The 12,995-nt window shown below is 68.1% G+C and carries 8 protein-coding genes and 3 pseudogenes; 4 read left to right on the forward strand and 7 right to left on the reverse strand.

What is annotated here, in order from left to right; translation table 11 throughout:
* Positions 1-117: 117 nt before the first annotated feature.
* The 3 genes and pseudogenes from ABIE67_RS46675 to ABIE67_RS46685 form a co-directional block, all read right to left on the reverse strand.
* Positions 118-1,218 (reverse strand): terpene synthase family protein, encoded by a 1,101-nt coding sequence (locus ABIE67_RS46675; RefSeq protein ID WP_370270148.1) that lies wholly within the window; start codon positions 1,216-1,218, stop codon positions 118-120.
* Between the two features lie 323 nt (positions 1,219-1,541).
* Positions 1,542-2,174 (reverse strand): recombinase family protein, encoded by a 633-nt coding sequence (locus ABIE67_RS46680; RefSeq protein ID WP_370270832.1) that lies wholly within the window; start codon positions 2,172-2,174, stop codon positions 1,542-1,544.
* Between the two features lie 128 nt (positions 2,175-2,302).
* Positions 2,303-2,856: pseudogene (locus tag ABIE67_RS46685) on the reverse strand (IS701 family transposase); the annotation flags it as partial.
* 135 nt (positions 2,857-2,991) lie between these two features.
* On the opposite strand from ABIE67_RS46685, the pseudogene ABIE67_RS46690 reads away from it, so the two are divergent.
* Positions 2,992-4,264 (forward strand): annotated as a pseudogene (locus tag ABIE67_RS46690) (IS256 family transposase).
* A gap of 215 nt (positions 4,265-4,479) precedes the next feature.
* Here ABIE67_RS46690 and ABIE67_RS46695 read toward each other — a convergent pair.
* The 3 genes from ABIE67_RS46695 to ABIE67_RS46705 form a co-directional block, all read right to left on the reverse strand.
* Complete coding sequence (locus ABIE67_RS46695) at positions 4,480-5,175, reverse strand: ANTAR domain-containing protein (RefSeq protein ID WP_370270151.1); 696 nt, start codon at positions 5,173-5,175, stop codon at positions 4,480-4,482.
* A gap of 48 nt (positions 5,176-5,223) precedes the next feature.
* Entirely contained in the window at positions 5,224-5,964 is a 741-nt protein-coding gene (locus tag ABIE67_RS46700) for an ANTAR domain-containing protein (RefSeq protein ID WP_370270156.1), read from the reverse strand.
* A gap of 262 nt (positions 5,965-6,226) precedes the next feature.
* Positions 6,227-6,604 carry an STAS domain-containing protein gene (locus ABIE67_RS46705; protein ID WP_370270161.1) on the reverse strand — a complete coding sequence of 126 codons (378 nt, stop codon included), beginning with the start codon at positions 6,602-6,604 and terminating at the stop codon, positions 6,227-6,229.
* 417 nt (positions 6,605-7,021) lie between these two features.
* Between ABIE67_RS46705 and ABIE67_RS46710 the strand changes: the two genes are divergently transcribed.
* Positions 7,022-7,597: a hypothetical protein gene (locus tag ABIE67_RS46710; RefSeq protein WP_370270164.1), complete on the forward strand. Its 576-nt coding sequence runs from the start codon at positions 7,022-7,024 to the stop codon at positions 7,595-7,597.
* Between the two features lie 1,089 nt (positions 7,598-8,686).
* Positions 8,687-11,068, forward strand: a complete 2,382-nt coding sequence (locus ABIE67_RS46715; protein ID WP_370270169.1) for a phosphoketolase — start codon at positions 8,687-8,689, stop codon at positions 11,066-11,068.
* 164 nt (positions 11,069-11,232) lie between these two features.
* On the opposite strand, the pseudogene ABIE67_RS46720 reads toward ABIE67_RS46715, so the two are convergent.
* Positions 11,233-11,469 (reverse strand): annotated as a pseudogene (locus ABIE67_RS46720) (IS110 family transposase); the annotation flags it as partial.
* A 70-nt stretch (positions 11,470-11,539) separates the two neighbouring features.
* Here ABIE67_RS46720 and ABIE67_RS46725 point away from each other — a divergent pair.
* A complete protein-coding gene (locus ABIE67_RS46725) occupies positions 11,540-12,973 on the forward strand; it encodes an IS66 family transposase (RefSeq protein ID WP_370270143.1) in 1,434 nt (477 codons plus the stop codon).
* The last annotated feature ends 22 nt before the right edge of the window (positions 12,974-12,995 follow it).

Here is a 12,995-nt window from a genome sequence, read left to right on the forward strand (position 1 = left end):
CAACTGACAAGATTCAACTCATCCCGCCAGGAGCACCTATCCAGTTACAACCCGCCTACCACATAAGCAACTTGACAAGCCCCCCGTAGGCAGCTGTCAAGCAGACATATCGCCCGGTCATTTCTCCTGTGATGGTGTAGCAGCAGTTACGTCGGTGGTCCTTTGCGCAGTGAGTTGGTAGCGCCTGCTGGCCACTGTCCAGTCGATCAGTGCTCTGTTGAATTTCTTGAGGCCGTGGATGAATACGCAGGTGTCCTCGGTCCAGTCTGGGTCGTGGAGCGAACCGGCCAGGAACTCGAAGGTGCGTAGTTCGGCGTTGCAGAGTGCGACGACTTGGGCGGTGGCCTGGGCGTGCGTCAGGCGTTCGTAGGCCATGTAGCAGCTGATCAGGTTCTTGCCGCTGCCTGCTGCGGCTTCGACAGGAGCCGAGTACAGGTCGTTGACCCAGCAGATGATGTGGTTGAACCGCATCAGCAGGTCGAAGAGTTGCGGCGAGTGGAACACCTCGTCAGGCAGGGTCAGTGCGTAGGCGAGTTCGATCCAGCCAGCCGTGCACAGCAACCCTCCGTCGCGATCACGCCGATTCAAGTACTGGGCGATGAACGGTACTTTTCCGGGCAGTTCAAACTCCTCGAGGTTGAGCAGTGCTGTTTCCAGCCAGTCGGTGTAGTAGCGGCGGTAGCGCGCTTGCCATGTGGGATCGGTCAGGCTGCAGGTCTCTTCCCACAGGTCCGCGAAGGCTCGTACAAGGGGGTGCGAGTCGGGTGCGGGCGCCCCCTGGGTGGCCAGGATGTCCCACAGCGCGGACACCACTGTGCGCGCCTGATCAACCGATGTGCGGATCCACACGTCGTCGAAGTGGTCATCGATGACCCAGGTAATGACCAACCACTTGGCTGCTGCCTGTAGATGGGCGCCATATGGGACATCACCCCAGGCGTGCGTGATCAGGTCCACGTGCTGTTTGAGGAACCGCTCTACGGTGCGATGCGGGTCGGCTGTCACCCCCTGATCGCGGGAGACGACGATGCCCGTCGCCAGTAACCATTGCCGCAGTGAGGTCTCCAGGTCTGCAGCTTGGTGATGCTTTACCGGGGAAGGTGTTGATACGTACAAACAGGGTGTATCGGTCTTCGTTCCCGTGTTAGCCGCGGATTGTCGAACTTCAGGGAAGCCGGGAGGAGGCTCAGAGTTCATGAGGGCCTGCAGCTCAGCCACCGAGGTATGGCGCAACATCCCTGAGTCCTCCTCGTCAACCAGATCTCTAAGGTCATAGGGGGTGCGAACTAGCGGAGCGCCTGCCGTCCGCGGGTAGCCGCCGCATTGTTCGCACGCGCAGGTGTCGCCGCGCGCGCCGAGCGCCAGGGAAGACCCGGTCTCCCCCTCCCCAGTGCAGCAGCTCGCGCCGGGGCGCGTGCAGGGGTTACGGAAGCAGAAGGGCGCGCGCAGCATGCAACCTTGTGCCTTCGTGACATCCGGAGCACACCGAAACCGGAAGTCCACAAGCGAGGCAGGGAGTCGGTCGGATGATGCCGGCAGGTCTATCGGCAGCCGTCACTCAGGTAGCGGTGCAGGGAGGTTTTGGGGATGCCGGTCTTGGCTGCAATCTGGCCGAGGCTGCTGCCCTGCGCCTTGAGGAGCTTGGCGTATTCGATCTTGTCTTCGGGGTGGGCGAAGGGGCGGCCGATGTGACGGCCGGCACCTTCGGCAACGGTGCGGGCGTGGGCGGCGCGTTCGGCGGTGAAGGTGCGTTCCATCTCGGCGAAGAGGGCCAGCAGGAGGAAGGCGATGTGTCCCATGCCTTCGTCGGCGGTGTTGATCGGCAGCGGGTCGGCCAGGGAGCGTACGCCGATGTTCTTCTCGCTCAGGACGTGGACGAGGTTGAGGACTTCGCGCAGGTTCCGGCCGAGCTGGTCGAGGGTGTAGACCACGATCACGTCGCCGGGGCGGGCGTAGGTGAGCAGGGCGGCCAGGCCGGGGCGGTCGACGGTGGCGCCGCTCTTCTTGTCGACGTAGGTGCGTTCGTCGGGGATGCCCGCGGCGTTCAGCGCGTCGAGTTGGCGCTCCAGGCTCTGCTTGGTGGTGGAGACCCGGGCGTAGGCGAGTTCGTGCCCGCGTGGTGGGAGGCGGAGTCCTCTAGTACTGCAACGGTGCTTGTTCTGATTGCTGGGCAGTTTTCAGGGGCTGTGTCCGCGTCGTTTGTAGTGGCTGATGCGGGCCGGATGTTGGCGTCGTCGGCGCCAGGTTGACCAGTGCAGGACGTGGTGGATCGGTGCTGGCCGGCGGTTGGTGAGGCGGGTGATCAGGCGTCGGATCTCGGCGAGGCTGAGGTGGATGAGCTGGGAGGATCCGTTTCTGCTTTGTCCGTGTCGAGCTGGCGGGCCCGCAGGACAGTCAGACAGGCGTGGGCGGCCATGGCCAGGGTCATGTGGCGGTGCCAGCCCGGGTAGCGGCGGACCTGGTAGTCGTCCAGGCCGCATTCCTGCTTGGCGGTCTGGAAGCATTCCTCGACTGCCCAGCGGCTGCCCGCGATGCGGATCAGCTCGTCCAGCGTCGTGTCGGCGGGACAGTAGGCGATGTAGTAGGAGATCTCCTCGGGCCTGCTCACGCTGCGGCGGGCGAGGACCCAGTGCCGGCGGTCCTCGCGGTGCCAGGGCCGCACCTCGACGCGGGCCCAGTCGAAGATCCGCCGGCCGTGGGCTCCTTCACCGCAGGAACGGCGTTTCCATTTCTGCCGCGGCAGGCCGGGAAACAGGTCGTGGACGGGGTGGTCGATGGACCAGCGGGTGACGAGGTGTCGTGCCGGGTGGTGGCCATGACGTGGAAGACATCCGCCTGTTCCAGCTCGAACCGCCAGGAGGGTGTACACCAGGTTGTGTGAGTGGTGGCTGATCACTCTTGTCTAGTCTGGTTCCTGCTCTGAACAGAAAGTGGCGCTCAGTGATATCGAGGCAGGAATCCGAGGCCGGTCGGTTAGAGGCGGCGGAGCGGGTGGCGCGGGTGTTATCGCCGGAGGCGATCGATGCGCTGATCGCGGACGCGAAGGAGTCCGGGATCGGTCTGGATGGCCGGGACGGGCTGCTGCAGCAGATGATGAAGCGGGTGATCGAGCGGGCCCTGCAGGTCGAGATGGCGGACCATCTCGGCTATGAGGCGGGGGATCCGGCCGGACGGGGCAGCGGGAACAACCGCAACGGCAGCTTCGAAAAGACGGTCACCACCATGGCCGGTCCGGTCACCCTCGAGGTGCCCCGGGACCGTAAGGGCGAGTTCGTCCCGCAGATCGTGCCGAAGGGGACACGCCGGCTGGGGCAGGTCGACGAGATGATTCTGTCGCTGTACGCCCGCGGTCTGACGACCAGGGTCATCACCGCGCATCTGGCGGAGGTGTACGGGGCCGAGGTCTCCCCGGCGCTGGTCTCGAAGGTGACCGACGTGATCGCGGACGAGGTCACCAGCTGGCAGAACCGGCCCCTCGACGAGTGTATCCGGTCTTGTTCATCGACTGCGTGCACGTCAAGATTCGCGAGGGGCATGTGGCGAATCGTCCGATCTACGTTGCCGTTGCGGTGACCGCGGACGGCTACCGGGAGATCCTCGGACTGTGGGCCGGCCAGGGCGGCGAGGGCGCGAAGTACTGGCAGGCCGTTCTGACGGAGATCAAGAACAGAGGCGTCCGGGACGTGCTGATGCTGGTGTGCGACGGACTGACCGCACTGCCCGAGGCCGTCGCCAATGTCTGGCCGCAAACTGTGGTGCAAACCTGCGTCGTTCATCTGATCAGGACCTCGCTGCGGTACTCCTCACGCCGCGACTGGCCCGAACTCGCGGCCGACCTCAAGCCCGTCTACACCTCGGTCAACGAGGACGAAGCCCGCCTGAAACTCACCGAGTTCGACGAGAAGTGGGGCACGAAGTACCCCTCGATCGCCGGGATCTGGCAACGGGCCTGGAGCGAGTTCGTGCCCTTCCTCGGCCTGCCCGACGCCATCCGGCAGGCCGTGTACACCACCAACGCCATCGAGGCCTTGAACAGCCGATACCGGCGCGCGGTCCAGGCCTGCGGGCACTTCCCCACGGAACAGGCAGATCTTACGACGGTATGACTTTCTGGGCTTCGCCGCCCTGAAGCGCCTGTACCTGGCCACCCTCGCCCTCGACCCCACCGGACGTGGCCGCCAACGCTGGGAGCAACCGCTGGAAGGGCGCTCTCAACGAGTTCGACGTCCTCTTCGACGGCCGCCTCTCGGCCGGACGAGTGTAAGCCGAACAGCCCAACCGAAAACCGATAGGCCAAACAGACGAATCACACCTCCATCCTGATAGAGCCATCCGCTGTTCCGGGCCAGGCTTTGCGGGTCTTTTGGAACCGTCCCGGGGCGCTCACGGGAGTGAGTGAAGTGCCCCGGATATCCGTTCGGGAGCGCTGCCTCGCCGGCGGGCGGGGGGGCCTTGCGGTCACGGGCCGGGTGGGGGTGGCTAACTGCTGGTGGCGGGGCGGGAGTTGTCTGCAAGTCGGAGTTGTCCGGTGAGGATGGCGTGGGCGGTGTCCAGGAGGGGCTGGTTGTGGCGGTAGGCGTGGGCGCGGATGCGGGCGAGGGCGTCGGCGGGGGAGATGCCGAGCTGGGCGGCAGTCATGCCGGTGGCCTGATGGACGTCTGCCCGGTGCAGGTGGCGGACGGCGGGGGCGGCGGGGGTGGTGGGGGCGGCGAGCAGTTCGGTGAGGGCGTCGGCGAGGGCCAGGGCGTCGGTGGTCTGCTGGGGGGTGAGGGGCCCGGGGATGCGGCGGTGGCCGGTGAGGACGCCGAGGCGGATGACGCCGAGGGTGAGGGGGAAAGCGAAGACGGCGTGGACGGCGAGTTCGCCGGCGGCGGCGGCAAGCCCGGGCCAGCGGCCGGCGGGGGCATGGGCGAGGTCCGTCTCCAGGACGGGGTCCAGGCTGTGCATGGCGTCGTGGCTGGGGCCGTGGCCCTGGATGAACTGCATATCGTCCAGCAGGGCGGCCGTCTCGCCGGTGTGCCACAGCAGTTCCAGGCCGTCGCCGTGTAGGAGGGAGAGAGCCAGGCCGTCCAGGCTCAGCATCGGGTCCGCCTGGCGCAGGGCGTCGGCGGGCTGCATTTCACCCGGGACGGCCAGTTCGTGCAGCAGCCGTTCCATGTCCGCGCTGACCGCCATGAGCCCTCCCCCTGGCCCGCCGCGCGAGCCGGCGTCTGTGATGTGTGATTAGTGCTGCTCGGGTTCCAGGGTAGGGTCGGTGCCGCTTTCCATCACCTGGCGTGCGACCTTGGTCAGCAGCAGTCTGTGGTGGCGGGCGTAGCGGCGCAGCCTCTCGAAAGCCTCGTCGACGGTGATGCCCCGGCGGTGGGCGAGGGCTCCTTTGGCCTGTTCGATGATGATGCGTGAGGTCAGCGCGGTCTGCAGCTGGGTGGCGAGGGTGGCCTGTTCGTGCAGGGCGCGCTGCTGGAGGATGCCGATCGTGGCGGTGTCCGCGAGTGCCTGGCCCAGGCGCAGCTCGGCCGGGTCCAGCGGGCCGGGCCGGGTGCGCAAGAGGGTGAGCGCGCCGATGACCTCATCGCGCAGTCTGAGCGGGGCGGCTGCGAGGGAGGTGAAGCCCAGCTCGGCGGCGCGCGGGGTGAAGCGCGGCCAGTTCGCCTTCGCGTGCGGATGGGTCAGCGCGGTGTCGGGCAGCTGGCGGCCCAGGCGGTAGCAGTCCAGGTGCGGGCCTTCGCCTAAGTCGATGCCGGCCAGTACCAGAGCGCGGGCGCGTTCGTCCGAGGCGCAGACGTCCACCAGCTCGCCGCGCAGGGTGGCCAGGACCACCCCGGCGGCGGTGATATCGAGCAGGGCGACGCAGTGGTCGGTGAGCATGTGCAGGAAATGGATCACGTCGAAGTCGCCGACCAGAGTGTCCGCCAGCTCGACGAAGGCAGCAGCCAGCCGCTCCTCACGGGACGACTCGGGCATCACAGTTCACTCCTTTCGCATGGGGAACGGCAAACGGCTGCCCGCCCCAGAAGGGGGCACGGGGGCCGGTCCTTGCAAGGGACACCTGCCCGCTCCGACCGTCTGTGTGCGTGAGGGACGGGGACGTGTTTCAGCCCTCTTCCGCCCCTGCCGGGGCAGGCCGCCGCCTGCGATGGGCCCGCCGTCAGATGGCATCGGACGCCGTCGCCCCGCAAGGGCACGGGTGGTTCCCTGTCTGCTCGCCGCCCGGCCCCGGCAGACGTCAGTCGGCCGCGGGACCGGCACACTGGTCCAGCGCCTCGGCCATTGATGCCGTCACGGTGAACACGCTGTCCATGCCCGTGATCTGCAAAAGGAGCAGGGTGCGGGGGTGGTCGCAGACGAGCACGAGCCGTCCGCCGCCTGCCATGACCCGCAGGCGGGCCCGGCACAGCAGCCCCAGCCCGCAGGCGTCGATGAACTCCACCCCGCCCAGGTCGAGCACGATACGACAGCGGGGGATCGCGGTGGCAGCATCGAGCCGGGGGGTGATGGCGGCTGCGGCCGCGATGTCGATCTCACCGTGGAACGCGATGACGGTGCAGCAGTCCGCACGGTGGATGCGGATGTGCCCGAAGGCGGGTGTGGTGTGCTGGTGCATGGCGGTACCGCCTGAAAACGGCAGGCCACCCGAGCCCTGCCCCGGGAACGGGCGGCGCGACGGTCATAAAGGGAAGACCACCGGGTCCGGGGTGGCAGCGCGCGGCCAGCCTAGAGGGCTGCCCTGACGGGCAAACCGCAGAAACGGCTTACACGAGACGGCATTCCCCTATAGGGATGAAATCCAACCCAGTCCCCTTGACATGACGGATCGTCAATTAGGCGTAATCTGGCTGGCGTTGTGCCTGCGTACCACCGGATGGCCGAACACACCCCTGGGCGCGCCCGGCCACGGGGCCTAACGTGCCCGATGGCCCCGGACCCGGCCAATGCTGCAGCCCTGCGGCCCGGGGGAGGCGCTTGCACTGGCCCCGCCTCCCCGGCCGCCCGCCACGCCCTTTCAGCGGGAGTGCCAGCCATGCCGCGCGCCATCCGCCCCACCGCCATCCCCGCCCCACGCACCGCAGGACAGCCGGGGCCGTCCCTGCTCCGGCTGTCCTTCACCGTGGAGATTGAACGCGCCGTACGCACCCACACGCTCGTGGGCCAGGCCGCCCGCAGCCTGCTGGCCGCGATCGGCGCCCCGCCCCCGCTCGCCCAGCACCTGGGGGACACGGCCACCGTGGCCGCCCACTACCTCAACGGGCACAGCCAGCACTCCCGCTACCGGCTGTGGATCCACACCGACCCAGCCGGCATCACCCTCACCGTCACCGACCACCTCGAACACCCGCCCGGCGGAACACCCGCCTGGCTGCCCGCCGCCCACACCGGCCGACTCCAGCAGCCCACCCCCACACCGGACCCAGACCCGACAGGCCCCGACCATAACCACCAGCTGGGCCTGCACCACACCCCGGACGGCCACATCCGCCTCACCCACCACACCCCCTGGCCCACACCGCAACCAGGCACTGTCAAGCTTGACGGGCCATCAGGTAATCAAGAAGGTGATCCTCGATTTTCGCCTTCGAATCCACGACTGAAGCGCTGAATCGAGAGCCACAGGCGGCATTGAATCGGGATATTCCTTCTTGATCATCTGACACGTCAAACTTGACAGTGCCACTGCAGGAACTTCACCGCCGCCGGGGAGACGGGCAGAGCCCAAATGCGTTCGCCGACCTCAGCCGCAAATGCTCCAGATCACCAGACTCAGCTTGGCTGACAGCTTGTCTGGTTGGCGTGCTGGCGAGCGAGTCTTGGTTATCTGCATGCACGAGGTCTGTTTGCGCCAACTGTCGTCAAAGGGTACTCCGATGGGTTGAACGGGAGGACACTGGGGAGTGCAAGGAGAACGGACGGCCTGGCGGTCGATGCCATGAGACAGGCCGTCCAACGAGTTTCAGCGCGGGGCCGTTGAGACGCTCTGGGTGCCAGTGTTTCGCTGAAGTGATTCGTAGTGAGCGCATCTCGGTGCACTTCGGGCCGTGTTGCGAGAGTTCGCCTCTGGCCGGGCGCTTGTGAGGGATGCGTGCAGATTGCCGCGGGGAGCAGTGGTGGGCGGTTGAAGCGCATCTCAGGGCGCTTTGGGGAAATTCGTCAACGGCCGCCGCCGGATGCGGGCGAGCATCGGCGGCGGCCGCGAGGTGCGAGGACGGCGCTGGTTCCCCTACCGTCGCCGTCTCGCACTGGCCGTCCTCACCGACCCTCCCGGGGTGTGTGGGAGTTCATCCCGGGCTCGAAGCAGGGCTGGGGAGGACGAAGGGCTGGAGCTGCGTTGTCGGCGATGCGGCTCCAGCCGCTCACAGTGGTCGGATAGTCACTGCGACCCGGGGGGCTGGGGGCCGAAAGAGGAGGAACGGTAGCCCGTCGTCGGCCGGAGTCGGCGAAACGGGCGAAGCTCCTGCTGGGAAGCGTATCCGGGCCGGGGCAGTGAGGGCAGCATGCGATTCAGCCGATACCGGACTGGAATTCTGGCCCAGCACCCCCTGTCGTGCTCGTGCCGGCGACCGGATGACGGACACAGCGGTCCTGGGATGGCCCGGTCGGCCCTGTCGGGTACCCGGCGGACCGGGGGAGGGTGGGGAGGTACGGACCCGCATGCACCTCCGACCGACCCCGATCCGGAAGGGACCTGATGATGTCCGTCGACACCCAGCGGACGCCGACCCCGCTCTCCGACGACGAGCTGAGGCTGCTGGACGCGCATTGGCGCGCCGCGAACTATCTGTCCGTCGGCCAGATCTACCTCATGGCGAACTCTCTGCTGAGCGAGCCGCTGCGCCCGGAGCACGTCAAGCCGCGGCTGCTCGGCCACTGGGGCACCTCGCCCGGGCTGAACCTCGTTTACACCCACCTCAACCGCATCATCAAGGCCCGTGACCTGGACACCCTGTGCATCTGGGGCCCCGGCCACGGCGGCCCCGCGGTAGTCGCGGGCTCCTGGCTGGACGGCTCATACACCCAGACCTACCCGGACATCACCCAGGACGCGGCCGGCATGGCCCGACTGTTCAAGCAATTCTCGTTCCCCGGCGGCATCCCCAGCCACGTCGCGCCCGAGACACCGGGCTCGATCCACGAGGGCGGCGAACTGGGCTACTCCCTCTCCCACGCCTACGGGGCCGCCCTGGACAATCCCGGCCTGCTGGTCGCCTGTGTCGTCGGCGACGGCGAGGCGGAGACCGGCCCGCTGGCCGCCTCCTGGCACTCCAACAAGTTCCTCGACCCCGTGCACGACGGGGCCGTCCTGCCGATCCTCCACCTCAACGGCTACAAGATCGCCAACCCGACCGTGCTCGCCCGGCTCCCTGAGCCCGAACTCGACGCGCTCCTACAGGGGTACGGCCACGACCCCATCCATGTGACCGGCGACGACCCGATCGCCGTCCACCGCGCGATGGCTGAGGCCATGGACACCGCCCTGGACCGCATCGCCGCGCTCCAGCGCGCCGCACGCGAGGACGGCGCGACCGAGCGCCCTCACTGGCCGGTGATCGTGCTGCGCACGCCGAAGGGCTGGACCGGCCCGGCCGAGGTCGACGGTCTGCCGGTGGAAGGCACGTGGCGCTCCCATCAGGTCCCGCTGGCCGCCGTCCGCGACAACCCGGAACACCTGCGGCAGTTGGAGGCGTGGCTGCGTTCGTACCGTCCCGAGGAGCTGTTCGACGAGCACGGCCGCCCCGTCGCCGACGTTCTGGCCTGCGTCCCGGACGGTGACCGCCGCCTGGGCGCCACCCCGCACGCCAACGGTGGTCTGATGCTGCGCGAACTGCCCCTGCCCCCGCTGGAGCGGTACGCCGTCCCCGTCGACAAACCCGGAGCGACCCTGCACGAACCCACCCGCGTCCTCGGCGACTTGCTGGAAGACGTCATGCGGAACACCGCCGGCCGGCGCGACTTCCGCCTCGTCGGCCCCGACGAGACCGCCTCCAACCGCCTCCAGGCCGTCTACGCGGCCAGCGGCAAGGCATGGCAGGCCGGCACTCTCGACGTGGACGAACACCTCGACCCGCACGGCCGGGTGATGGAGATCCTCTCCGAACACACCTGCCAGGGCTGGCTGGAGGGTTATCTGCTGACCGGTCGGCACGGGCTGTTCTCCTGCTACGAGGCGTTCGTGCACATCGTCGACTCGATGGTCAACCAGCACATCAAGTGGCTGCGCGTGACCCGGCGCCTGCCCTGGCGCGCCCCCATCGCCTCCCTCAACTACCTGCTCACCTCGCACGTGTGGCGCCAGGACCACAACGGCTTCTCCCACCAGGACCCCGGCTTCGTCGACCACATCCTCAACAAGAGCCCCGAGGCCGTACGGGTCTACCTGCCGCCGGACGCCAACACCCTGCTCTCGGTGGCCGACCACGCGCTGCGCAGCCGCGACTACGTCAACGTGATCGTGGCCGGCAAGCAGCCCTGCTTCGACTGGCTGACGATGGAGCAAGCCCGCGCCCACTGCGCGCGCGGAGCCGGGATCTGGGAGTGGGCTGGCACCGAGAACGGCCGCGAGCCGGACGTGGTGCTGGCCTGCGCCGGTGACGTGCCCACTCAGGAGGTGCTGGCCGCAGCTCAGCTGCTGCGCCGGCACCTGCCCGAGCTCGCCGTCCGCGTCGTCAACGTGGTCGACATCGCCCGGCTGATGCCGAGCGAGGAACACCCGCACGGCATGGGTGACTTCGAGTACGACGGGCTTTTCACGCCGGACAAGCCGGTGATCTTCGCCTACCACGGCTACCCGTGGCTGATCCACCGACTCGCCTACCGCCGCACCGGTCACAAGAACCTGCATGTGCGCGGCTACAAGGAGATCGGGACCACGACCACGCCGTTCGACATGGTGGTCCGCAACGACCTCGACCGCTACCGCCTGGTCATGGACGTCATCGACCGCGTGCCCGGCCTCGCGGTGCGCGCCGCCGCCGTACGCCAGCGGATGGAGGACGCCCGGCTGCGCCACCACGACTGGATCCGCGCCCACGGCACCGACCTGCCGGAGGTCGCCGACTGGGCCTGGGACGGCTGACCGATGCCGACGGGCCCGGGCAGAGAGGGCCGTTCGGCCCGCCTGCCGGGCCCTGCAGCCCCTCTGCCGGGGCGTTGACGACGCGGGACATTGAAGGCGCAACGAGAGTCGTCCACATTCTGCGCGTCGCACCCCTCGAAAGGGCGTTGATGCCCCTATGGATGTCAAGCAGTGGCTTGTGCGGGGGCTGGATGGTCGGTCGCCTGCCTCGTGGGGACGATGAGCCGGTAGATCTCTCGTGCGATGTATCGCTTCAGGCAGCGGATGATCTCACGGCGTGTCTTGCCCTCGGTGAGGCGTCGTTGCAGGTAGTTCTGGGTGCGGTGGTCCCAGCGCAGGCGGCTGAGGATGATCCGGTAGAGGGCGGCGTTGGCCTGGCGGTCGCCGCCGCGGTTGAGTCGGCGTAACTGGATAGGTGCTCCTGGCGGGATGAGTTGAATCTTGTCAGTTGGATCGGTGATCATCTGTCTCGTGTCTGATGCTGCTGTGCCGCCTTCTTATGAGGAACTCGCTGTTCTGGTGGTGCAGTTGCGTGAGGAACTCGCCGCGGCGCGGGAACGGATCGTGGTACTGGAGGGTCAGGTCGTGGACCTGACGGCCCGGCTGGGGAAGAACTCGGCGAACTCTTCCAGGCCGCCGTCTTCGGACGGACTGGCGAAACCGGCTCCGAAGTCTCTGCGTGGGAAGTCCGGGCGGGGGCCGGGCCGCCCGAAAGGCCAGAAGGGCATCACGCTGCGGCAGGTCGCGGACCCCGACCACCGGGTCGAGCACCGGCCCCACGGCCCTTGCGCCGGCTGCGGTGCGGACCTGGCCGGGGCCGTCGTGGCCGGTATCGAGCGGCGTCAGGTCTTCGACCTGCCCGAACGTATCGGCCTGGAGGTCACCGAGCATCAGGTCCTGACCTGCCGGTGCGCGTGCGGGCGGAGCGAGAAGGCCTCCGGTCCCGAGGGCGTGCGGGCCCCGGTGCAGTACGGTCCCCGTCTCGCGGCCGCCGGCGTCTACCTGATGCACGGCCAGTTCCTGTCCAAGGACCGCACCGCCACCGCCCTGGCAGACCTCTTCGACGCGTCCGTCGCGCCGGGCACGGTGGCCTCGTGGGTACGCACTTGCGCGAGCCGGCTGGATGCCTTCGGCCGTCTCGTGGCCGGGAAGGTCGCCGGCGCGGCGGTGGCGTTCTTCGACGAGACGGGGTTCCGCACCGCCGGGTGCCTGCACTGGCTGCACTCCGCCTCCAGCGGCCAGTTCGTACACCTGTCGGTGCACCGCCGCCGCGGTCGCGAAGGCATCGACGCGGCCGGGATACTGCCCGGCTTCACCGGCATCGCCATGCACGACGCCTGGGCGCCCTACGACTCCTACCCGCAGGCCGAACACGCCTTGTGCTCGGCACACGTACTACGCGAACTGGTCGCGGTCACCGAGCGGGGCAGCGAGAAGGCCCGGTGCGCGGCCTACCGCGCCATCGACGCCGTGCTGGCCCTGAAGAAGGCCGCGGAAGAGGCCCGAGCGGACGGGCTCGACGCGATCGCCGTGTCCGTGAAGGACGGTGAGCTTGGGGCGCTGGCCCAGGCGGTGGCCGACGGGCTGAAGGCGACCGCCACCCGCAGCTCGAAGACCGAGGCGAAGTACCACGCCCTGTTCAGACGGCTGACGAAGCGCTGGAACGACTACCTGCGCTGGGTCCACGACCTCACACTGCCGTTCGACAACAACCCAGCCGAACAGACGATCAGGATGGCCAAGCTGCGGATCAAGGTCTCCGGCTGCCTGCGCACGCTGCACGGCGCGCAGGACTTCGCCGCGATCCGCACCTACCTGGCCACCGCCACCCGACACGAGCAGCCCATGCTCGACGTCCTCATCCAGGCCATGCGCGGCAGCCCCTGGATGCCCGCCCTCGGCTGATCACCGGTCCCGCCAACCGGCA

The organism is Streptomyces sp. V4I8 (assembly GCF_041261225.1).
Classification (GTDB): Bacteria; Actinomycetota; Actinomycetes; order Streptomycetales; family Streptomycetaceae; genus Streptomyces.

Coding starts and splice junctions, on each gene's coding strand:
- ABIE67_RS46695 (WP_370270151.1), bottom strand. CDS start 5,175: ATGGCGGTCAGCGCGGACATGGAACGGCTGCTGCACGAACTGGCCGTC.
- ABIE67_RS46700 (WP_370270156.1), bottom strand. CDS start 5,964: ATGCCCGAGTCGTCCCGTGAGGAGCGGCTGGCTGCTGCCTTCGTCGAG.
- ABIE67_RS46705 (WP_370270161.1), bottom strand. CDS start 6,604: ATGCACCAGCACACCACACCCGCCTTCGGGCACATCCGCATCCACCGT.
- ABIE67_RS46710 (WP_370270164.1), top strand. CDS start 7,022: ATGCCGCGCGCCATCCGCCCCACCGCCATCCCCGCCCCACGCACCGCA.
- ABIE67_RS46715 (WP_370270169.1), top strand. CDS start 8,687: ATGTCCGTCGACACCCAGCGGACGCCGACCCCGCTCTCCGACGACGAG.